Source organism: Amycolatopsis sp. NPDC058278 (genome assembly GCF_042881395.1).
Lineage (GTDB): Bacteria > Actinomycetota > Actinomycetes > Mycobacteriales > Pseudonocardiaceae > Amycolatopsis.
The window spans coordinates 37,864-58,455 of the sequence record NZ_JBHVXZ010000022.1 but is presented as its reverse complement, the minus strand read 5'-3'; the positions used below and the strand labels follow the sequence as shown (position 1 = coordinate 58,455).

General features: G+C 72.5%; 17 protein-coding genes. 12 read left to right on the top strand and 5 right to left on the bottom strand.

Annotated elements, in window-relative coordinates; genetic code table 11:
• The first annotated feature begins 16 nt into the window (after positions 1-16).
• Genes ACFVYA_RS14210 through ribA form a run of 5 tightly spaced genes read left to right on the top strand, consistent with a single transcriptional unit; the run spans position 17 to position 3,984 of the window.
• Positions 17-415 (top strand): 6-carboxytetrahydropterin synthase, encoded by a 399-nt coding sequence (locus ACFVYA_RS14210; RefSeq protein ID WP_285986602.1) that lies wholly within the window; start codon positions 17-19, stop codon positions 413-415.
• Complete coding sequence (locus ACFVYA_RS14205; protein ID WP_387045038.1) at positions 412-1,479, top strand: glycosyltransferase family 4 protein; 1,068 nt, start codon at positions 412-414, stop codon at positions 1,477-1,479. The genes ACFVYA_RS14210 and ACFVYA_RS14205 overlap by 4 nt, the downstream gene beginning before the upstream one ends.
• On the top strand, positions 1,476-2,309 hold the full coding sequence (locus ACFVYA_RS14200) for a methyltransferase domain-containing protein (protein ID WP_387045036.1): 834 nt from the start codon (positions 1,476-1,478) through the stop codon (positions 2,307-2,309). The genes ACFVYA_RS14205 and ACFVYA_RS14200 overlap by 4 nt, the downstream gene beginning before the upstream one ends.
• On the top strand, positions 2,306-3,325 hold the full coding sequence (locus ACFVYA_RS14195) for a lysylphosphatidylglycerol synthase transmembrane domain-containing protein (RefSeq protein ID WP_285986599.1): 1,020 nt from the start codon (positions 2,306-2,308) through the stop codon (positions 3,323-3,325). Before ACFVYA_RS14200 ends, ACFVYA_RS14195 begins: the two co-directional genes overlap by 4 nt.
• Complete coding sequence (gene ribA, locus ACFVYA_RS14190; protein WP_285986598.1) at positions 3,322-3,984, top strand: GTP cyclohydrolase II; 663 nt, start codon at positions 3,322-3,324, stop codon at positions 3,982-3,984. The genes ACFVYA_RS14195 and ribA overlap by 4 nt, the downstream gene beginning before the upstream one ends.
• On the opposite strand, the gene ACFVYA_RS14185 is transcribed toward ribA, so the two are convergent.
• Positions 3,973-4,671, bottom strand: a complete 699-nt coding sequence (locus tag ACFVYA_RS14185; protein ID WP_387045033.1) for a creatininase family protein — start codon at positions 4,669-4,671, stop codon at positions 3,973-3,975. The two genes, ribA and ACFVYA_RS14185, sit on opposite strands and share 12 nt — an antisense overlap.
• A gap of 28 nt (positions 4,672-4,699) precedes the next feature.
• Here ACFVYA_RS14185 and ACFVYA_RS14180 point away from each other — a divergent pair, with 28 nt between their 5' ends.
• The 4 genes from ACFVYA_RS14180 (at position 4,700) to ACFVYA_RS14165 (ending at position 9,282) form a co-directional block, all read left to right on the top strand.
• Positions 4,700-5,500, top strand: a complete 801-nt coding sequence (locus ACFVYA_RS14180; RefSeq protein WP_285986596.1) for an inositol monophosphatase family protein — start codon at positions 4,700-4,702, stop codon at positions 5,498-5,500.
• Between the two features lie 138 nt (positions 5,501-5,638).
• On the top strand, positions 5,639-7,123 hold the full coding sequence (locus ACFVYA_RS14175; RefSeq protein WP_387045031.1) for a serine/threonine-protein kinase: 1,485 nt from the start codon (positions 5,639-5,641) through the stop codon (positions 7,121-7,123).
• A 124-nt stretch (positions 7,124-7,247) separates the two neighbouring features.
• Complete coding sequence (locus ACFVYA_RS14170) at positions 7,248-8,306, top strand: glycosyltransferase family 4 protein (RefSeq protein ID WP_387045030.1); 1,059 nt, start codon at positions 7,248-7,250, stop codon at positions 8,304-8,306.
• A 127-nt stretch (positions 8,307-8,433) separates the two neighbouring features.
• Complete coding sequence (locus ACFVYA_RS14165; protein WP_387045028.1) at positions 8,434-9,282, top strand: RNA polymerase subunit sigma-70; 849 nt, start codon at positions 8,434-8,436, stop codon at positions 9,280-9,282.
• 88 nt (positions 9,283-9,370) lie between these two features.
• On the opposite strand, the gene ACFVYA_RS14160 is transcribed toward ACFVYA_RS14165, so the two are convergent.
• Together ACFVYA_RS14160 and ACFVYA_RS14155 are read right to left on the bottom strand one after the other, a co-directional pair.
• On the bottom strand, positions 9,371-12,607 hold the full coding sequence (locus ACFVYA_RS14160; RefSeq protein WP_387045026.1) for a GH92 family glycosyl hydrolase: 3,237 nt from the start codon (positions 12,605-12,607) through the stop codon (positions 9,371-9,373).
• Positions 12,608-12,699: 92 nt separating this feature from the next.
• A complete protein-coding gene (locus tag ACFVYA_RS14155) occupies positions 12,700-14,022 on the bottom strand; it encodes a PLP-dependent aminotransferase family protein (protein WP_387045024.1) in 1,323 nt (440 codons plus the stop codon).
• Between the two features lie 47 nt (positions 14,023-14,069).
• On the opposite strand from ACFVYA_RS14155, the gene ACFVYA_RS14150 reads away from it, so the two are divergent.
• Positions 14,070-15,065, top strand: coding sequence for an aldo/keto reductase (locus ACFVYA_RS14150; RefSeq protein WP_387045022.1), 996 nt, complete (start codon positions 14,070-14,072; stop codon positions 15,063-15,065).
• On the opposite strand, the gene ACFVYA_RS14145 is transcribed toward ACFVYA_RS14150, so the two are convergent.
• Positions 14,993-15,895 carry a LysR family transcriptional regulator gene (locus tag ACFVYA_RS14145; RefSeq protein WP_387045020.1) on the bottom strand — a complete coding sequence of 301 codons (903 nt, stop codon included), beginning with the start codon at positions 15,893-15,895 and terminating at the stop codon, positions 14,993-14,995. The two genes, ACFVYA_RS14150 and ACFVYA_RS14145, sit on opposite strands and share 73 nt — an antisense overlap.
• Before the next feature lie 82 nt (positions 15,896-15,977).
• Between ACFVYA_RS14145 and ACFVYA_RS14140 the strand changes: the two genes are divergently transcribed.
• Entirely contained in the window at positions 15,978-17,234 is a 1,257-nt protein-coding gene (locus tag ACFVYA_RS14140) for an MFS transporter (protein ID WP_387045018.1), read from the top strand.
• Between the two features lie 60 nt (positions 17,235-17,294).
• Positions 17,295-17,519: a hypothetical protein gene (locus ACFVYA_RS14135; RefSeq protein ID WP_285986587.1), complete on the top strand. Its 225-nt coding sequence runs from the start codon at positions 17,295-17,297 to the stop codon at positions 17,517-17,519.
• 48 nt (positions 17,520-17,567) lie between these two features.
• On the opposite strand, the gene ACFVYA_RS14130 is transcribed toward ACFVYA_RS14135, so the two are convergent.
• On the bottom strand, positions 17,568-20,489 hold the full coding sequence (locus ACFVYA_RS14130) for a tetratricopeptide repeat protein (RefSeq protein ID WP_387045016.1): 2,922 nt from the start codon (positions 20,487-20,489) through the stop codon (positions 17,568-17,570).
• Between the last annotated feature and the right edge of the window lie 103 nt (positions 20,490-20,592).

The following is a 20,592-nucleotide window of genomic DNA, read 5'->3' as shown; positions in this document are numbered from 1 at the left end:
CGCATCGGAGGTCTTGGTGTTCAGCATCACCGTCCGTGACCACGTGATGGTCGCCCACAGCTTCCGCGGGGAAGTCTTCGGTCCCGCGCAACGCCTGCACGGGGCGACTTTCGTGGTGGATGCGACGTTCCGCCGGGCCGAGCTCGACGAGGACAACATCGTCGTCGACATCGGCAAGGCCACGGAGGAACTCGGGGCGGTGCTGAGCGACCTGAACTACCGCAACCTCGACGAGGAACCCGAGTTCAAGGGGATCAACACCTCGACCGAGTTCCTCGCGAAGGTCATCGCCGACCGCCTGGCCGACGCCGTCCACGCCGGACGCCTCGGCGAAGGCGCGCGCGGTCTCGACGGGATCACCGTCTCGCTGCACGAATCGCACATCGCCTGGGCGAGTTACGAGCGTGCACTGTGAACAGTCTGTACGTGATCCTCCCCGGGGACGTCGACGACTCGTCCGTCCCCAGTGGCGGCAACACCTACGACCGCCGGATGTGCGACCGGCTCGCCGCCGCCGGTTTCGACGTGCACGAGATCGCCGTCTCCGGCAGCTGGCCGCGGCCGGACACCGAGGCCCGCGCGGTCCTCGGCCACCTGCTCTCCGCGCTGCCCACCGGCTCCGCCGTGCTGCTCGACGGCCTGGTCGCGTGCGGCGTGCCCGAGGTCGTCGTCCCGCAGGCGCGCCGGCTGTCGGTGTCGGTGCTGGTGCACCTGCCGCTGGCCGACGAGACGGGCCTGCCGCCCGCGCTCGCCGCCGAGCTCGACGCGCTGGAGCGCGAGACGCTGCGGGCCGTCGGCTCGGTCGTCGCGACCAGCGAGTGGGCCGCGCGCCGCCTGATCGGCCACCACGGCCTGGCCCCGCACCGGGTGCACTCGGTGACGCCGGGCGTCGACCGGGCGCCGCTCGCCGTCGGCACCGACGGTGTGTCCCGCCTGGTCTGCGTGGCCAACGTGACCCCGCGCAAGGGCCAGGGCGTGCTCGCCCAGGCCCTCGAAACCGTCGCCGACCTGCGCTGGACCTGCGAATGCGTCGGGGGGATCCGGCGCGAGACCAAGTACGTCGAGCGGCTGCGCGAGCACCGCCTCGGCCCCCGCTTCACGCTCACCGGCCCCCGGACCGGCCGCGCGCTCGAGGCGACCTACCACACCGCCGACCTGCTCGTGCTGCCCTCGCGCGCCGAAACCTTCGGCATGGTCGTCACCGAGGCCCTCGCCCGCGGCGTGCCGGTGCTGACCACCGACGTCGACGCGCTGCCCGACACCGTCGGCGTCGCGCCGGACGGCTCGGTGCCCGGCATGCTCGTCCCCGGCGACGACGTCGAGGCGCTCGGCGCCGCCCTGCGCCGCTGGCTCACCGAGCCGGCACTGCGGTCGCGGCTGCGCGCGTCGGCGAAGCTGCGCCGCGAGACCCTGACCGGCTGGGACGACACCGCCCGCCGGATCGCCGAGATCCTGCACCGGCAGGAGGCGGCGGCATGACCGCGTTCGCACCCGACTGGCTCTACCTGCGCGAACCCGCCGACGCCGCGGCCCGCGCCACCGAACTCCTCGACCCGCTCCGCCACTTCTTGCCGACCGGCGAAGACATCGTCATCCGCGACCTCGGCTGCGGCACCGGCTCGCTCGGCCGCTGGCTGGCCGCCCGCCTGCCCGGCAGCCAGCACTGGATCCTGCACGACCACGACACCGACCTGCTCACCCACGCCCAGGCGAGCCTCCCCGGCACCGCGCTCGACGGCAGCCCGGTCGACGTCGTCGCCGAGCAGCGCGACATCACCGCGCTGCGGGCCGCCGACCTCGCCGGGACGTCGCTGGTCACCGCGTCCGCCCTGCTCGACCTGCTGACCAGGGACGAAGTCACGGCCCTGGCCACGGCGGTCGTCGAAGCGGGCTGCGCGGCGCTGCTGATGCTGTCGGTCACCGGCAAGGTGGAGCTCTCGCCCGCCGACCCGCTCGACCCCGCGATCGCCGCCGCGTTCAATGCCCACCAGCGCCGGGTCACCGAAGACGGCCGCCGGCTGCTCGGCCCGAACGCCGTGGACGTCGCCGCGACCGCGTTCGGCAGGCTCGGCGCCACGGTCGTCCGCGCGGACAGCGCCTGGCGGCTCGGCCCGGACCAGGCCGAACTGCAGCGGCAGTGGCTCGAAGGCTGGGTCGGTGCCGCCGTCGAAGAGCTGCCGGAGCTGCGCCCGGTCGCCGAGGTCTACCTGCAGCGGCGGCTGGAGATGGCCGCGGCCGGCGAGCTGCACGCGGTGATCCACCACGGCGACCTGCTGGTCCTGCCGCCGAGCGTGGAGGCGGCGGCGTGAAGCGGGCACTGGCCTGGCTGCGGATCCTCGGCGCGGCCGGCATCCTCGCCGTCCTCGTCTGGCAGCTCGGCAGCGCCGCCTTCCTCGACGGGCTCGGCCGGATCAGCGTGCCCGGCGTGCTCGCCGCGCTCGCCATCGGCTTCGCGACGACGCTGTTCAGCGCGGGCCGCTGGCAGATCGTCGCCACCCGGCTCGGCCTGCGGCTTTCGCTGCGCACCGCCGTCGCCGACTACTACCGCGCGCTGTTCTTCAACGGCGTGCTGCCCGCGGGCGTCCTCGGTGACGTCCACCGCGCGGTGCAGCACGGCCGCGACAGCGGGGACGTGCCGCGCGGCGTGCGGGCCGTCGTCCTGGAGCGCACGGCGGGCCAGGTCGTGCTGATCGCGTCGGCGGTCACCGTCGTGCTCGCGTCGCCTTCGGTGGTGCCCGGCGCGTTCCGCGAGGTCGTCGTGGTGGCCGGGGTGGTCGTCGTGCTCGCCGCCGTCGCCGCGCTGGTCGTCGGCCGCCTGCTGGGTGGCCGCTGGATCCACAGCCCGTCGAAGTGGCGCCGCGGCTTCGCGGTCACCCTCGCCGACGTCCGGCTCGGCCTGCTGACCCGCGAGACGTGGCCCAGCGTGGGCTTCCTGTCCGTCGCGACCCTGGCCGGGCACCTGGCGCTGTTCGTCGTCGCCGCTCGCGTCGCCGGGGTCGGCGCGCCGGTGTGGCAGCTCGTGCCCCTGATGGTCCTCGCGCTGCTCGCGATGGGCCTCCCGCTCAACATCGGCGGCTTCGGCCCGCGCGAGGGCGTCTGCGCCCTGCTCTTCGGCGCGGCCGGTCTGGGAGCCGCCCAAGGTGTCACCGTCGCCGTGGTCTACGGCGTGCTCACGCTCGTCGCGAGCCTGCCCGGCGCCGGTGTCCTGTTCGTCCGGAGTGTCGCCGGGTTCCGCGAGACCCGCGCTCCGCACACCGGTGTCGTGCCCGCTCCGCGCGCGGCGGCCGGCACCGGGATCGAATCGGAAGTGGGGTTGAAGTCATGACCGCAAGTGACGTCAGTGATCTTGCCGGGGGTCTACCGCGCCGGGCGGTGGTCGAGCGGGTCGTCGAAACCCGGCTGCCGACCCGGCACGGGACGTTCCGCGCGGTCGGGTACCTCGACCGCACCGGCACCGAGCAGGTCGCGCTGGTCTACGGCGACGTCGCCCCGCTGGGCGCGCTGGTCCGGGTGCACAGCGAATGCCTGACCGGCGACGTCTTCGGCTCGACGCACTGCGAGTGCGGCGACCAGCTGGCGGTGGCGCTGGACCGGATCGTCGAGGAGGGCTCGGGCGTGCTCGTCTACGTCCAGGGCCACGAGGGCCGCGGGATCGGCCTGCTCGCGAAGCTCGAGGCGATGCGCCTGCAGCAGGACGAGGGTCTCGACACGGTCGACGCGAACGTGGCGCAGGGCCTCCCGGTCGACGCCCGCGACTACCACGCGGCGGCGGGCATCCTGACCGACCTCGGCATCCGCTCGGTGCGGCTGCTGTCGAACAACCCGGCTAAGGTCGAGCAGCTCACGCGCTACGGAATCCGGATCAGCGAGCAGGTTCCACTGCTGGTTCCGCCGAACCCGGAGAACCTGCGGTACCTGCGGACGAAGGCCGAGCGGATGGCCCACCTGCTGCCGCACCTGGGCCAGGCCTACTCAGGCGCCTAACACCTCGAGGACGCCGGCGAAGCGCTGGACCAGCGTGTCCAGCACGACGTGCCCCTTGGCCGCGCTCGCCAGCGAAGGACGGCCGACCACTCCCGACTCCGTGTACGCCCGCAGGCCCAAGGTCAGCAGGTGGTCCCGGCCGGTGACGTGGTCGGCCGTTTCGTGTCCGGGCCGGACCAGGTGCGGGTGGGCGTGCAGCAGGATCGACGTCTCCAGCTCGCCCGCGTGCATGTCGTCGTCCAGTGACGTCCGCAGGCCGGCCGCGGTGTGCGCCGCCTGCCAGTCCGCGACCCCGGGGAACAGCGCCATCGCGCCCGCCGCCTCCTGGACCACATTGGACAGTACGTAGTTGCCGCCGTGCCCGTTGACCAGCACGAGCCGGTCCACCCCGGACGCTTTCAGGGACGCGGCGACGTCGGTGACCACGGCGTGCAGCGTGCGCGCCGAAATGCTCACCGTGCCGGCCCACCCCGCGTGCTCGTGCGAGCACGAGATCGTGATCGGCGGCAGGTGGAGGACGGGGTACGCCGCGGCGACGGCTTTCGCGAGAGTCGCCGCGATGACCGTGTCGGTCGCCAGCGGCAGGTGCGCGCCGTGCTGTTCGAAGCTGCCGACCGGCAGCACCGCGATCGACGCCCGCCGCTCCTGCTCGTCGACGGTGGTGGCGAGCGGGAACAGATCGGTCATCTCCGCGGCCCTTCTCTATGTTGGTGGCATGACCGAGCATGCCGCACTACTGGACGTCGCGCGCGAGGCCGTGGCGAAGGCGACGGAGATCGTCAGGTCGCGCCCGAGTTTTTCCGTTTCCGCGAAAGGCGATCGCGACCTGGTGACCGACGTCGACACCGCGGTCGAGGACGCGCTGCGGGAGTTCCTCGCCGCCGAGACGCCGGAGATCGGGATCCTCGGCGAGGAGCGTGGCCGCAGCGGGGACGGCGGGGGCCGCTGGTGGGCGCTCGACCCCATCGACGGGACCGCCAACTTCGCCCGCGGAATTCCGCTCTGCGGGATTTCCCTGGCGCTGGTGGACGGCGAGCACAGCACGGTCGCCGCGATCACGCTGCCGTACCTCGGCGTCACGTACACCGCCGCGCGCGGCGAGGGCGCCTTCGCGAACGGAAAGCGCGTCGGCGCTTCCACCGCGACGGAAGTGTCCGACGCGATGATCGCCGTCGGGGACTTCGCGATCGGCGAGCTCGCCGAGGAGAAGAACCGCGCCCGGCTGACGCTGCTGTCGGACCTCGGCGCGCGGGCGCAGAAGATCCGGATGCTCGGCACGGCGGCCATCGACCTCGCCTGGGTGGCGGACGGAAAGCTCGACGCCGCACTGATCCTGTCCAACAACCCGTGGGACACCATGGCCGGCGTGCTGCTCGTGCGCGAGGCCGGCGGCGTCGTCGTGGACCGCGACGGCAGCGAGCACACGGTCGGTTCCGCGGCGACGATCGCCGTCGGCGCCGGGCTGCGCAAGGAGATCGTGGACGCACTTGATCGGGCGTACGGGGTTGTTCGTTAGGATTCCTGGGTACACCGTGGGCGGCGCCACAGCGCTTGTTTGCGCTGTCCGCGCAAGGTTTTCGGTTACGTTGGTACCGGTCGGCCGCGCAGGCTGGCATGCTGACCGGATCTCGTCGGCCACATCGGAGAATGGTGGATGCTCGTGGAAAGTCGCCGGATCCGCGATCGGTACCGGCTGCTCGAGCCGATCGGCGGCGGTGCGATGGGCACGGTGTGGCGAGCCCAGGACGAAAAGCTCGACCGCACCGTGGCGATCAAGGAACTCCTGCTGCCGCACGACCACGACGAGCAACGCACCCAGGAAGCGAAGAACCGCGCGATGCGCGAGGCGCGGATCGCCGCCCGGTTGCAGCATTCCCACGCGATCACCGTGTTCGCCGTCCTCGAGGAGGAGGACCGGCCGTGGCTGGTGATGGAGTACCTGCCGTCGAAGAGCTTGGCCCTCGTGCTCGGCGAGGAGCCGGCCACGGTGGACGACGCCATCCGCGTCGGCGTGCAGATCAGCTCGGCGCTGGCCGGGGCGCACCGCGCCGGGGTCGTGCACCGCGACGTGAAGCCGGCCAACATCCTGGTCGCCGAGGACGGCACGGCGAAGATCACCGACTTCGGCATCTCGCGCGCGATCGGTGACGTCAAGCTGACGGCCACCGGGGAGATCGCCGGAACGCCCGCGTACCTCGCGCCGGAGGTGGCCCGCGGCGAGGACGCCGACTTCGCCGCCGACGTCTTCTCGCTCGGGGCCACGCTGTACGCCGCCGTCGAGGGGCAGTCGCCGTACGGCACGGCCGACAACCCGATCGCCTTGCTCTACAAGGCCTCCAGCGGCGAGATCGTGCCGCCGGAGAAAGCGGGCCGGCTGACACCGCTGCTGCTGCGGATGCTCGCCTCCGAGCCGGCCGAGCGCCCGTCGATGGACGAGGTCGAGCAGGAGCTGCTGGCGCTGCTGCCGGACGCGGAGCCCGGCGACTCGGTGCTCGCGGCGACGGTGCCGGAAACCGAGCCGCCCGCGGTCCCGACCGTGCCGGCCGCCGTCTCCGTGCCCGCGGGCGAGGTCACCACGGTGTCGCCGGGCGCCCGCAAGGGCCTGATCGCCGTCGGGGCGGGCGCGGCGCTGCTGTGCGTCGCGGTCGTCGTGGCGATCCTGCTCGTCGTGCGGCAGAAGGCCCCGGACGGCAACGTCGCCGCGCCACCGCCGTCGCCGACGCCGTCCACCTCGGCTTCCGCGACCCCTTCGGCGTCATCGCCAGCGCCGTCGTCTTCCCCGTCGCCGACGCCGCCGACCTCGGCCACCTCGGCTCCGCCGACTTCGCCGACGGTTTCGACGGTGTCTTCGTCGAAGACGGCGGCTCAGGCGCTGAGCGACTACTACTCGCTGCTCCCGAACAATCCGCAGGCGGCGTGGAACCTGCTCACCGACAAGTTCAGGGCCTCGCGCAACCAGACCTACGAGAAGTACAAGAACTTCTGGAGCCAATACCGGAAGGTGGAGGCGTCCAGCGTCAGGGAGGTCGGGACCAACCAGGTCACGGCGCACGTCACCTACGACGGGGCCAAGCCCGAGAACGACACCTTCACGCTGGTCCAGGTGAACGGAATCTGGATGATTGACTCGCAGAGCTGAACCTTCCCGGCCTGGGGTGCGTGTGACGTATGAGCCGTCACCGCCGTCGACCCACGCTGGAGGTAGCCGTGTCTGTTTCCGAACCCGACCTGCTCCGGCGCGAGCGATGAGGCCCGCCGACCCGATGGTGTTCATCCTCCCGGCCGCGCCACCGGGCAGCGACACCTACGACAAGCGGATGTGCCAGAACCTGCCCGCCGTCGGGCAGCCGGTGCTGGAGCTGCCGATCGCCGGGGATTGGCCGGAGCCGGACGCGACGTCGAGACGCCGCCTGGCGCGGTCGCTGGCCGCGCTGCCGGACCGGACGGTCGTGCTGCTCGACGGCATGATCGCCTCCGGCGTACCCGAGATCGTCGTCCCGCACGCGCGGCGGCTGCGCCTGGCCGTGCTGGTGCACCAGGCCCTCGCCGACGAACCGGGGCTGACCCCGGCGCACGCCGCAGAGCTGGACGCGTGCGAGCGCGAGACGCTGCGGATGGCCGGGATGGTCGTCGCGACCAGCCCGTGGCTCGCCCGCCTGCTGATCGACCGCCACGACCTGGACCCGGCCCGCGTCTACGTCGCCAAGCCCGGCACCGACGCGGCCCCGCTCGCGGCGGGCGCGGACGGCGTGTCCCGGCTCCTCTGCGTGGGGGACGTGACCCGCCGCAACGGCCACGACGTGCTGGTCCAGGCCCTCGGCGAGGTCGACCACCTGGCCCTGTCGTGCGTCTTCGCCGGCTCGCTGGAGGCGGACCCGTCGTACGTCGAGGAGCTCGGCTGGTCGATCGAGCGCCTCGGCCTCGGCAACCGCATCACGCTGGCGGGCGACGCGGTCGACCTCGGCGCGGCGTACAACGCGGCGGACCTGCTGGTCATCCCGGCCCGCGCGGCGACGTCCGGCATGTTCGTCGCCCAGGCGCTGGCCAGGGGCATCCCGGTGCTGGCCACCGAGGTGGGCGGGGTGTACGACGCGCTGGGCGTCGACGCGGACGGCGAGATGCCGGGCCTGCTGGTGGAGCCGGACGACCCGTTCGCGCTGGCCGACGCACTGCACCGCTGGTACGCGGACCCGGAGCTGCGAAGGTCCCTGCGCACAGCGGCCCTGGGCCGCGGAAGCGCGCTGGAGGAGTGGGACGTGGCGGCTCGCCGGCTGACCCACGTCCTTTCGCGGCTGGCGTCCGAACCGCGGATCGTCGCCTGACGCAGCGAGCGTCGATCGCGCTGCCGATGGTCGCCTTGGTGACCGTGCTCGGCCGCCCACCGCAGCCGGAGATCCGCACCTGAACCGATTCCTTTCCCCGCCCGCGCCGGTCGGCAAAGGTATGAGCGTGGACTTCGAGCCGTACCGCCGCGAGCTGCTGGCGCACTGCTACCGCATGCTCGGCAACCCCGACGAGGCCGAGGACGTGGTCCAGGAGACCTACCTGCGGGCGTTCCGGGCGTACGACCGCTTCGAGGGCCGCGCGTCGCTGCGGACGTGGCTCTACCGGATCGCGACGAACGCCTGCCTCACGGCTCTGGAGGAGCGGGGCCGGCTCCCGCTCCCTTCGGGCCTGGGCCCGCCGTCGACGGACCCGGACGCCCCACCGGTCCTGGCCGACGCCGATGCCTGGCCCCGTCCCATCCCGGACGCGCTGATCACCCCGGAGCCGGCGGACCCGGCCGCGATCGCGCTGGCCCGCGACGGCGTCCGGCTCGCCTTGATCGCCGGGCTCCAGCTGCTCCCGCCCCGGCAGCGCGCGGTCCTGATCCTGCGTGAGGTCCTGACGTTCCCGGCGACGGAGGTGGCGGAGATGCTGGGCACTTCGGTGGCGGCGGTGAAGAGCACGCTCCAGCGAGCCCGGGCGACCCTCCGCGAGGCCCCGGTGGTCGAGGAGCTCGCCGAGCCGGAGCAGCGTGAGCTGCTGGAGCGGTACATGACGGCGTTCATGAACTCCGACCTGACGGCGTTGGAGGGGATCCTCCGCGAGGACGCGATGATCGAGCCGCTGCCGTCCCGGACGTGGTTCGCCGGAAAGAGCACTTGCGTCGCATTCCTGCGACACGTAATGGGCGAGCCGGGCGAGTGGCGGATGACCCCGGCCCGGGCGAACGGCCGGCCCGCCGCGGCGGCCCGCCGCGGCGGCCTGCCGCGGCGGTCTGGTACCGCGGCGAGCCGTTCGGGGTGGCGGTGCTGACCACCGGCGGCGGCATCGCGCGGATCACCGTCTTCGGCTTCCCTGACCTGGCGGAGCGGTTCGCCGGTGCCCCGGCGAACCGGACTCCTCACGTCAGGGTGAGCGCGTAGATCTCCACCCGCGGGTCGTTCGGCAGGCTCACCGACTGCACGGTCTTCCCGCCGTCCAGCCCGGCCGAAATCCCGAACAACCGCACCGGCGGCCCGTCGACCCCGCTCCCCGCCTTGATCCGGTGCGGCATCTCGAGCACCACCGGGCTCCCGGACCCCGCCCAGTCACCGAAGGTCACGGCCAGGTCGGCGCTCGTGCCGTCGGTGTAGTGCGCCGTCAGCGTCGTCGACACCGGGCCGTTGTGCGACGCCCCGGCCAGCTTCAACGCCGCGTGCTGACCGGCGGGGAGCAGCAGCGACTGCCCGCGGGCCTCCACGAAGTTCACAGCCGTCCCCGAAGCGTCCGGTGCCGCGTACGTGACGCCGTCCCAGACCACCGGACCCGCCGGCGGGAGCAGCGAAGCGTCGTAGCTCCAGCCGCCGCCGTCGAAGTTGCCTTCCGTGGACGCCGAGACCGTCGCCGTGCCGTCGTGGTTGCGGTCGCGGGCCAGGTCGACCGCGCACTGCGCACCCGGCGACACGCACGCCGAAGGCGTCCGGACCTCGATCGTCGCCGAGCGCGTCACCGTGTTCGCGCCCAACCCGGCCACCTTCACCTGCACCGGGTAGGTCCCGACGGCGGTGGCCGCCGGCACGGTCACCGTGATCGGCACCGTCCGCTGCACCGGCAGCCGCCCGGACCAGATCAGATCCACCGGCTGGAACCGGGCCTTCCACGGCGAGGTGACCGAAACCGTCACCGGCTGCAACACCGGGTTCTGCGCCAGCACGTCCAGGTCGAGGTGGACCTGCTGCGCGGTGCCGGACGGGATCACCACGGACGTCTGCCGCAGTGAAGCGTCGACGTGCCGCCGCTGGTCGCCCGGCGCGTCGTTCACCGAAGGCGGTGCCGCGGACGGCGACGTTCCCCACGAAGACGGCCGGGATCCGAGCTGGTGCGAAAGCGTCCCGCCGTGGGCCAGCGACGCCCAGTCCAGCGACGTCTGCCGCACGTCCCGGCCGTTGAGCGACACGCGCTGGATGTACCGGTTCGCGTCGCTCGCGCCCGGTGCCGACACCGTGAGCGTCCCGCCCTGCGCGGAGCCGTACTGTCCGATGCGGACGGTCGCCGACTCGAACTGCGGGCTCGACAGCGCGAGGAAGTTCGCGCCGCTCATCGTCGGGTACAGCCCGAGCGACGAGAAGACGTACCAGGCCGACATGGTGCCGAGGTCGTCGTTGCCGGTCATGCCGTCGGGGCCGGTGGTGAACAGCGTCATCGCCGCGCGGACGACGGTCGCGGTCTTCGCCGGCGCGCCGACCCAGTTGTACGTGTACGGCGCGAGCAGGTCGGGCTCGTTGTTCGGGTTGTAGGTGGCCTTGCCGTAGTAGTCGTACGGGCTGGCGATCCAGTCCTTCCGCGCGGTGCCGGCGGGATCGGTCAGCAGCTTGTCGTACGCGAAGAAGGAATCAAGCCGCTTCTCGGTCGTCTTCCTGCCGCCCATCAGCGAGACGAGCCCGGCCGGGTCCTGCGGCACGAGCCACTGGTACTGGTAGGCACCGCCTTCGTGGAACTGGTGGTCGGCGTCGACCGGGTTGTACGGCGTGAGGAACGTGCCCTCGGTGGTGCGCGGGCGGAACTGCTGGATCGAGGAGTCCCACAAATTGCGGTACCACTGGCCACGGTCGGCGAACATCTTCGCGTCGGCGCCGTGGCCCAGCCCGCGGGCCATCAACGCCAGCGCCGCGTCGGCCGCCGAGTACTCCATGGTCGCCGACGCCGGGTGCTCGCAGTCGTTGTCGCCGCCCTTGGCTGCGCAGTCCTTGCTGAGTTCCAGCCCGCTCGGGATGTACCCGCGTTCGTTGTAGTAGTTGACGCCGGAGCGGCCGTTGTACGGCGAATCGGCGGGCGGCGTGCTCGTCGCGTTCTTCTTGAGCAGCGCGTACGCCTCTTCTTCGTGCCCGGCGAGCAGGCCCTTCGACCACGCCTCGACGAGGAACGGCGTCACCGGGTCGCCGGTCATGATGTTCGTTTCGCTCTCGGCCAGCGCCCACCGCGGCAGCCACCCGCCGTCGCGCCCGATGGCGACGACCGACAGCGCCACGTCCCGCGCGACCTGCGGTTCCAGCATCTCCAGCAGCTGGTTCTGCGGCCGGTAGGTGTCCCATAGAGAGAAGTTCTGGTACGGCGTGTAGCCGCTCGCGGTGTGCACCTTGCCGTCGAAGCCGGTGTACGCGCCGTCGGTGTCGCCGGCCAGGTTCGGGTGCAGCTGGGCGTGGTAGAGCGCGGTGTAGAACGCCGTCTGCCGCTCGGTCGTGCCGCCGGCGATCTTGATCGCGCCGAGCCGGTCGGCCCACTGCTGGTGCAGCGCCGCGCGCGTGGCGTCGAAGTCGTAGTTCGAAGTCTCTGCCGCCAGGTTCTTCCGGGCGCCGTCGAGACCGGTGTAGGACAGGCCGACCTTGAGCACGACGTCGTGGTCGGTGGTCGCGTCGAAGCTCGCCCAGGCGCCGTTGCCGCCGGTGCCCGCGGCGTCGCGGCTGCCCGGCGTGCGCGTGGAGTCGCGCCAGGTGCCGAAGGAGCTGAACGGCCGGTCGAAGGTGGCGGTGAAGTAGACGGTGTGTTCGTCGTGGCCGGCGCAGAACCCGCCGGCTTTCACCCGCCCTTCGAGCGTCCGGTCGCCGACGACGTGGATCTCGGAGTCCTTGACGGACTGGTTGGCCTGGCCGGTGTTGAACAGGACGTTCGCCGCGCCGGTCGAGGGGAACGTGTAGCGCTGCCACCCGGTGCGCGCGGTTGCCGTCAGTTCGGCGTTGATCCCGTACTTCTTGAGGCCGACGCGGTAGTAGCCCGGCTCGGCGTGCTCGTCGTCGTGGCTGTACTCGGAGCGGTAGGCGCTCTTGTCAACGTTGTCCACGGCGCCGGTGGTCGGCATGATCGGCAGCTCGCCCATCACCCCGCAGCCGACGCCGGACAGGTGCGTCTGGCTGAAGCCGTAGATCGCGTTCTGCAGGTAGTCGTAGCCGCCCTGCCCGCCGGTGTCCGGGCTGACCTGCACCATCCCGAAGGGCGCACTGGCCCCGGGGAAGGTGTTGCCGAAGTTCTGCGTGCCGACGAACGGGTTGACGAGACTCACCGGATCGACCGGCGCGGCGGCGTGTGCGGTGGCCTGGGTCGTGGCGGCGACCACGAGCCCGACGGCCGCGGCGGCGACCAGCCGTCTGCTTTGCGACCCCATGGGGCGCACCTCCCAGTGTTGACAACGTTGTCAGGCGTGGCCTGTCCAGCAGCCTTTCACATCGCCGGGCCGTTTGGAAGGCGGCAACCAGGTCAAGCCGTTGTCATCGCCTGCCGCAGCAGCCGCGCGGCCGCTTCGACGCCGGAGTCGGCGAGGTTGCCGTAGCCGAGGACGAGCGCGGGCTCGCCCGGCGCGGTCCGGTAGCCGTCGAGATCGGCCACCTTGACGCCGGCCGCCTTCGCCTTCCGGACCACCGCCGCGGCGTCCTGGTCGAGGTGGAGCAGGAGGTGTAGCCCGGCGGCGGCCCCGGAGAGCCGCGCGGGCCCGAGCGCGGCGACGAGCCGGTCGCGCCGGGCGCGGTACCGCAGCCGGGCGCCGCGCAGGTACCGGTCGTAGCCGCCGCTTTCGACGAAGCCGGCGAGCGCGAGCTGGTCGACCACGGGTGGCGGGTGCGCCCGCACTGTCCACTGTGGAGGTAGCACGGCCCAGCCGAGCCCGAGCGCGGGGCTGAGCGTCTTGCTCACCGACCCGAAGAGCGCGACCCGCGCCGGGTCGGTGCCCTGGACAGTGCCGACGGGCCGCCGGTCGTACCGGAACTCGGCGTCGTAGTCGTCTTCGAGGATCAGGCCGTCGACGTCTCGCGCCCAGCCGAGGAGTTCGGCCCGACGGCGTGGCGAGAGGACCGAGCCGGTGGGGAACTGGTGCGCGGGCGTGACGAGCACGGCGCGGACGCCCGCCGGAATCCGCCCGACGTCGATGCCTTCGTCGTCGACCGGCACCGGGTCGACGGTCATCCCGGTGTCTTCGGCCGCCCGCCGCAACCGCGTCCACCCGGGATCTTCGACGGCCAGCCGCGTGCTGCCGCGCTCGACCAGGGCGCGGCACACGCCGGTCACGCCGTCGGTGACGCCGCCGCAGACCAGCACGGTGCCGGGCGCGGCGCCGCGGACGCGCCGGAGGTACTCACCCAGGACCCGCCGCAGCCGGGGGTGGCCGCCCGGTTCGGGCAACCCGAAGTCGGTGTGCGGCGTGGTCGCGAGGACCTCGCGCACCGCTTCCGCCCACGGCCGGCGGGGAAAGTTCCGCAGGTCGGGCAGGCCCGGAGCGAGGTCGTACCGGGGCGGCGCCGCGTGCGCCGGTTCCTTCGCCGCCACCGCGCCACCCACCCGCCGGACCCGGGTGGCCGACCCGGTGCGCCCGGCCAGGTACCCCTCGGCGACGAGCTGGGCGTAGGCCTGCGTGACCACCCACCGCGAGCACCCGAGGTCGGCGGCGAGCCGGCGGCTCGGCGGGACGGCGCCGGTCAGGACGCCGTCCCGGATCGCCTGCCGCAGGGCCCTGGCCAGCTGTTCGTGCTTGGGGCCCGGTCCGCTCAGCTCCAGCAGCACGCCCCAATCGGTCTGTGATTCCACCACGGGATTGGACTGTAGTACCGGACCGATTCCGGCTTAGCGTGGTCGGCATGGAGAAGGTGGAACTGGGCCGGACCGGCCAGTACGTGAGCCAGGTGTCGCTGGGCTGCATGACGATGGGCACCTCGACGGACGAGCCGACGTCGGCTCGCATTCTGGACGCGTACCTCGACGCCGGCGGCGATTTCCTGGACACGGCGAACTGCTACGCCTGGTGGGCCGGCGAGGAGTACTCCGGCGGCGAGAGCGAATCGCTGCTCGGCAAGCTGCTGCGCGGCCGGCGCGACCGGGTGTTCCTGGCGACGAAGGTGGCGGCGGGCATCACGGACCTCCCCGCGGCTCGTGCGGCCATCCGTCCGGACGGCACGTCGGACTGGGCAGCGAGGGAGCGCACGTACGAAGGGGCGAGTGCCGCGGTGATCGAGCGCGAGGCGGAGGCCAGCCTACGGCGCCTGGGCACCGACCACATCGACCTCTACTACGTCCACGTGGACGACCGGGCCACGCCGCTCGAGGAGACACTGTCCGCATTGGACTCCTTGGTCCGGGCCGGCAAGGTGCGGTACATCGGCTGGAGCAACGTCCGGACGTGGCGGCTCGAGCGCATCCGCGCGCTGGCTCTGGCGAACGGCTGGGCATCGCCGGTGGCGGTCCAGGTCCAGCACTCGTACCTGCGCCCGGCCGGCGCCGACGTCCCGTCCATCGCCGGGGGTGAGCTGCTGGACTGGCTTTCCGGTCACCCGGACGTCTCGCTGGCGGCGTATTCCTCGCTGCTGCGCGGAATCTACGACGACGCCGCCTACCGCGAGTCCACGCAGTTCTGGCGGTCCTACGCGGGGCCGGACTCGGAAGCCCGCCTGGCGGCGGTCGCGAAGGTCGCGTCTTCGCTGGGGGCGTCGGGCAACCAGGTGGCGCTGGCGTGGCTGCTGCACAAGGGCGCCATTCCGCTGATCGGCCCGCGCACCTGGGAACACTACGAATCGATCGCGCCGGCCTTCACCTTGGAGCTGCCCGAGGAAATGCTGTCCGTGTTGGACAACGCGTAGGCGGTGGCGAGCAGTGCGGCGACGCTCGGCTTGTGCTCGTCGCGCCGCCGCCACGTCATGGTGACGTCGGTGGTCGCCCCGGCCAGGGGAACGGCGATCGCGCCCTCGTGCTCGACGAGGGCGGGCACGAGCCCGCACCCCAGGCCGGCGGCGACGCACCGCGCGAGGGCGGCGAGGCTGCCCACTTCCGCCTCGACGACGGGCCCGTCGATCCGGTCCAGCATCTCCCGGAAGCCGCAGCCTTTCGGCGTCGCGAGGAAGCCGACGCCGTCGAGGTCGCCGGGCCGGATTTCCTCCTTGCCCGCCAACGGATGTCCGGGCGGGGCGATGACGACGAGTGGCTCGGTGCCCAGCGACGCACTGGCGAGCGCCGGGTCGGCGGGTGGCTCGCCGAAGGTGAAGCAAACGTCCATTGCGGACCGTTGCACGGCGCCGTAGAGCTCGCCGCGGCTGCCTTCTTCCAGCCTGACCCGCACGCGCGGCCACCGCGTCCGGTACGCGCCGAAGAGGGCCGGGATCCGATGCGCACACAGCGTTTCCAGGGCACCGATGGTCAGGTCGCCTTCGGGCTCACCGCGCTCCTCGTCGACCGCGGCCCGGGCTTCCTCGACGAGTTCGAGCACCTGGTCCGCGTAGCCGACGAGCCGTTCCCCGGCGCCGGTGAGCCGCAGCCGCCGCCCGCGGTCGAACAGTTTCGAGCCGAGTTCGGCTTCCAGGGCCTGGATCTGCTCGGTGACGCTGGACTGCGCGTAGTGCAGCTCGGCGGCGGCGTGGGTGAAGTTGAGCGTCCGCGCGACGGCGCGGAAGGTGCGCAGGTGGCGCAGTTCCATGGCATCCCCCATCGGCGTTCCCGATACCGGCCATCGTAACTCCCTGCTTCCGCCGAGGTCACCGAGCGTCCAGGCTTTCGGGGTGGCAAGACTCCTCACCGGCCTTTCGCTGGGCTACTTCCTGGTCATGCTGGACACGACGATCGTGACGGTCGCGCTCCCGGCTCTCTCGCCGTCTTTACCGGCGCAGCAATGGATTTCCAACGGCTACACGCTGACGTTCGCGGCGTTCCTGCTGACGGCGGGTGCGTGGTCCGACCGGTTCGGCGCCCGCCGGGTGTTCTCCGCCGGTCTGGTCTCGTTCGCGGTGCTGTCCGGTTTGTCGGCGCTGTCGTTCTCGACGCCGTCGCTGATCGCCCTCCGCGCCCTGCTCGGCGTGGCGGGCGCCCTGCTGGTCCCTTCATCGCTGTCGCTGATCGCGGCGGCCTACCCGGTGCCCGCCGCGCGGGCGAAGGCGATGGGGGTGTGGGCCGCGGTGAGCGGAACCGGCCTGGTGGCGGGCCCGCTCCTGGGTGGTCTCTTGACGCAGGCGTTCGGCTGGCGGGCGATCTTCCTGGTCAACGTCCCGGTGGCCGCGGTCGCGTTCGCGCTGTCCCGGTCCGCACCCCCGACGCCGGCGAAGCCCGGCCGGACCGACCTCACGGGCCAGGTTTCGGCAGTAGTCGCTTTGTCGGCTTTGACGTACGCCCTGATCGAGAGTTCGTGGGGTCCCTTGCTGCTCTCCGCCGCCGCGGCCGCGGTGTTCGTCCGGTCCCAGCGCCGCCCCGAGGCGATGCTCCCGGCGCGCTTGTTCCGCAACCGCGCGTTCCCGCTGGGACTGGTGGCGGGCGCGATCGTGAACTTCGGGTTGTCGGGCGTGCTGTTCGTGTTGTCGCTGTATTTCCAGGAAACTCGGGGTTATCCGCCGTCGCTGACCGGGTTGGCCTTTCTCCCGTTGACGATCCCGACGGCGTTCAATCCGATTTTCACCGGCCGTCTGGTGGCGAGGATCGGGCCCCGGATCCCGGCGGTCTCCGGTTTCTCCCTGATGTCGGCGGGCACACTGCTTCAGGCGTACTCGGCCTCGGCGGTCCTCTCGGTCGTCGCCCTCGCGCTGCTGGGCTTCGGGGTCTCGCTGGCGATTCCGTCACTGCTGACCGCCGTGGTCGCCTCGGCTCCGCCCGACCTGACCGGGGTCGCCGGTGGAGCGTTGAACGCCGCCCGTCAGACGGGTGCCGCGCTCGGGGTGGCGATCCTGGGCGCCCTGCTGGCGGGCACGACAACGTCGATCGCGCTCATCGCCGCGGCGGGCCTGCTCCTGGCCGGTGCGCTGGTCGTCCTGTTTCCCATTCGTTTATGAAACAGGAAACCCCTTGTCGGAGATTCCCGGCTGACGAATCCTCGGTGTAGGGCGCAGAAATTGTCCGAAGCGCTCGGAATCACCATTCCCGAGGAGGGATTCGCCATGTTCAAGAAGCTGGCCAAAATCGGTGGCCCGGCGCTCGCGATCTGCGCGCTCGCCGCACTGCCCGTGATCGGCTCCACCACCGCCTACGCGGACGACGGCGGCGGTGGCGCGCCGGCCGCCCCCGTCGTCACCCCGACGCCGACGCCCACCACCGACGGCAACCCCTGGCACGGTTGAGGGCTCGCCGTGAGTGGCTGTGTCGGGGGCAGCCACTCACGGCTTCGTTCAGCGGGGACCGCAGGCGCACTCCAGCGCCGAACGCGCTTCGCGCACCTCGCCGGCCTCCGGCAGGTCGAGCGCGGCGAATTCGGCCTCGGCCGCGGCCCAGTGGGCGACCGCGCCTTCGTGGTCGCCCATCGCGTGCAGCGTCTCGGCGACGCCGCGGTGGGCCCGGGCCCGGTAGGCGCGGTTCCCGCTGCCGTCGGCCAGGTCCAGCGCCGATTTGCCGGCGGTGAGCGCGTCGTGGCAGGCGCCCCTGGCCAGCGCCGTCGCACCGCGGTCGAGGTAGAGCTGGGTGCGCAGGTCGGCGTCCGGCACGTTCGCCGCCACGTCCCGGGCCTTGTCGTGGTAGCGGACGGCTTCGGCGAACCGGCCGCGCTGCCGGTGCACGTTCCCGAGGTTGTTCAGCGCGTAGGCCTCGACGCAGCGGTCGCCGACTTCGGCGGCGTGCCCGTGCGCGTCCGTGTAGCTGGTCAGCGCTTCGGTGAGCAGGCCGAGCCGTTCCTGCACGGACCCGAGGTTGTTGAGCGCGTGCGCCAGCCCTTGGACGTGGCCGATCTCCCGCAGCATCCGCGCGGCGGATTCGTGCTGCCGCAGGGCGATCCGGAGGTTGCCGTGGAGTTCGTTGAGGTAGCCGAGCATGCTCAGCGCGTGGGCTTCGCCCCGCCGGTCTTCGGTCTGCTCGTACTTGGCCAGCGCGGCCTCGAGGTGCGCCATCGCCTGCTCGTGCCGGCCCAGTTCCATGGTCGGGATCGCGAGCGCGCACAGCGTCGCCGCTTCGCCGCGCGGGTCCCCGAGGCGGCGCCACTTGGGCAGGGCCTTGGCGGCGAGTTCGAGTGCCTCGGCGAGCTGCCCGCGCCGGTCGTGCGCGGTGGCCAGCCGCAGCAGCACGTGCGCTTGGCCGTAGTCGTTGCCCCGGTCGGCGGCGACGATCTTCCAGGCGAGCTCGAGCGTGCCGATCCAGTCCTCGAACTGGTTCGTCGTGTTGAAGTAGCGCCACAGCAGCACGGCGAGGCGCCAGGTGTGCTCGGGCAGCGCGTGCCCGGCGGCGTAGTGGACGGCGGCCACGAGGTTGTCGCGTTCGCCGACGATCCACCGCAGCCCGGCGTCGGCGTCGGCGAACATCGGCGTCACCGCGCAGGAGCGGTCCGTCGTCGACGGCAGCTGCGCACGGTCGAAGGGGTACGCGGCGCGGACCGCGGCCGCCAGCGTCACCAGGTAGTAGTCGAGCAGCCGCACCAGCGCGGGTTCGGACGCCGGCTCGCCGGCGGCGAACTCCTTGAGCGGGTCGAGCATCTGGTACCGCTCGGGCGCGGCCTCCTCCAGCAGGCTGACCTCGTGGAGGTCGTCGAGCAGCGACCGCGCCTCGGCGACGTCGCAGCCGGCCAGGGCCGCGCCGCCGGCGACGTCGACGTCCGGGCCGGGCAGCCCGCCCAGCAGCCGGAACATGGCGCGCTGCGGTTCCGCGAGCTGCCGGTAGGACACCCGGACCGCGGCGACGCCGCCGTCCTCGCCCCACGGCCCGTTTTCTTCGAGCAGGCGCAGCAGGTGCTCCAGCGGCCACCGGTCGTGCCGCCGGAACAGCGCGGCCGCCACGCGGATGGGCATCGGCAGGAAGCCGCACCGCCGGACCACCTCGGCGACACCGGCCGCCCGGCCGCGCAGCCGCGCCGGCCCGGCGAGCGCGTGGAACAGCTCGGCGGCCTCCTCCGGCGGCAACGGCGAGAGCCGGATGTTTTCGCCGGTGTCGGCGTCGCCCATCCGCCGGCTGGTGACGACGGCCAGGCAGCCGTCCGCTTCGGGCAGCAGCGGCCGGATCTGCTCCGGCGACGCGGCGTTGTCCAGCACGACCAGTGTGCGCGTGCCCCAGAGCGTCGCCTGGTAGAGCGTGACCTTCCGGCCGACGGTGGCCGGGATCTGCTCGGCGGGCACCCCGAGCTCGACCAGCAGCTCGCTGAGGGCGTCGCCGACGCTGGTCGAGGGGACACCGGGGGTGAACCCGTTGAGGCGCGCCAGGAGCTGGCCGTCGGGGAACCGGTCGCGCAGCCGGTGGGCGGCCTCGATCGCCAGGCCGGACTTGCCGGCGCCGGGCGCCCCGCTGATCCAGACCGCCCGCCGTCCGGCCGCCGCGGCCGCCTCGATGGTGGCGATTTCCGCGGCCCGCCCGGTGAACCCGCCGGGCCGGGACGGCAGCGAACTGGGCGGATCGCCCTGTTCGGCCCGCGCGGCGAGCTTGCGCAGCACCGGCCCGGGCGCCATCCGCAGGGCGGCGAGGGCGTCGCGGGTGCCGTGGTGAACGCGCAGGGCCGCGACCCGGTCGCCGCCGGCGAGCAGCGCGCGCATCAGGAGTTCGGCGTGCTTCTGGCTGGCCGGATCGGCCTGGACGAGCGGCCGCAGCCGGTCGCGCGCCGAGCGGTGGTCACCGGACTCCAGCTCGAGTTCGGCCAGGTCGCCGACGACGTCGGAGTAGCTCTCGTCCGGCGAGATCACTTCGGCGCCGCCGACGCGGTCGATGTCGATGTCTTCGAGGAACTTCCCGCGCCAGAGGCCGGCGGCTTCGCGCAGCAGGGTGATCGCCCGGCGGGGGTCGTCGACACGGGCGTCCGCGGCGTCGGCGCGCAGCCGGTTGAACCGCGTGGTGTCGAGCTGGTCCTCGCCGATCCGCAGCAGGTAGCCGGTCGGGGTCGTCTCGATGCTCACGTCGCCGGCTTCCTGCACGACGTCCCGCAGCCGCTTGATGTAGCTGCGCACCAGGGTGGGCTTGGCTTCGCGGTCGGCCCAGACGATTTCGGCGAGGCGGGCGGGCGTCACGGGCTTGTTGGCGTGCAGGAGCAGCACGACGAGGACGAACCGCTGCTGCTGGTCGCCCAGCGGCACCGGCACGCCGTCGTGCCACGCCTCGAGCGGGCCGAGCATCCGAAACTCCACGCGGCCTCCCCGGCGTCAGCTTGCTGTCCTCTTTTGCTGTCGCGAAATCGGCCGTCCGGGTTTCGGAAATCCGCATTTGTTCCACGTTCGATGCACGCGGGGT

Coding starts and splice junctions, on each gene's coding strand:
- ACFVYA_RS14150 (WP_387045022.1), top strand. CDS start 14,070: ATGGAGAAGGTGGAACTGGGCCGGACCGGCCAGTACGTGAGCCAGGTG.
- ACFVYA_RS14185 (WP_387045033.1), bottom strand. CDS start 4,671: ATGACCGATCTGTTCCCGCTCGCCACCACCGTCGACGAGCAGGAGCGG.
- ACFVYA_RS14200 (WP_387045036.1), top strand. CDS start 1,476: ATGACCGCGTTCGCACCCGACTGGCTCTACCTGCGCGAACCCGCCGAC.
- ACFVYA_RS14180 (WP_285986596.1), top strand. CDS start 4,700: ATGACCGAGCATGCCGCACTACTGGACGTCGCGCGCGAGGCCGTGGCG.
- ribA (WP_285986598.1), top strand. CDS start 3,322: ATGACCGCAAGTGACGTCAGTGATCTTGCCGGGGGTCTACCGCGCCGG.
- ACFVYA_RS14160 (WP_387045026.1), bottom strand. CDS start 12,607: ATGGGGTCGCAAAGCAGACGGCTGGTCGCCGCCGCGGCCGTCGGGCTC.
- ACFVYA_RS14145 (WP_387045020.1), bottom strand. CDS start 15,895: ATGGAACTGCGCCACCTGCGCACCTTCCGCGCCGTCGCGCGGACGCTC.
- ACFVYA_RS14170 (WP_387045030.1), top strand. CDS start 7,248: ATGGTGTTCATCCTCCCGGCCGCGCCACCGGGCAGCGACACCTACGAC.
- ACFVYA_RS14175 (WP_387045031.1), top strand. CDS start 5,639: ATGCTCGTGGAAAGTCGCCGGATCCGCGATCGGTACCGGCTGCTCGAG.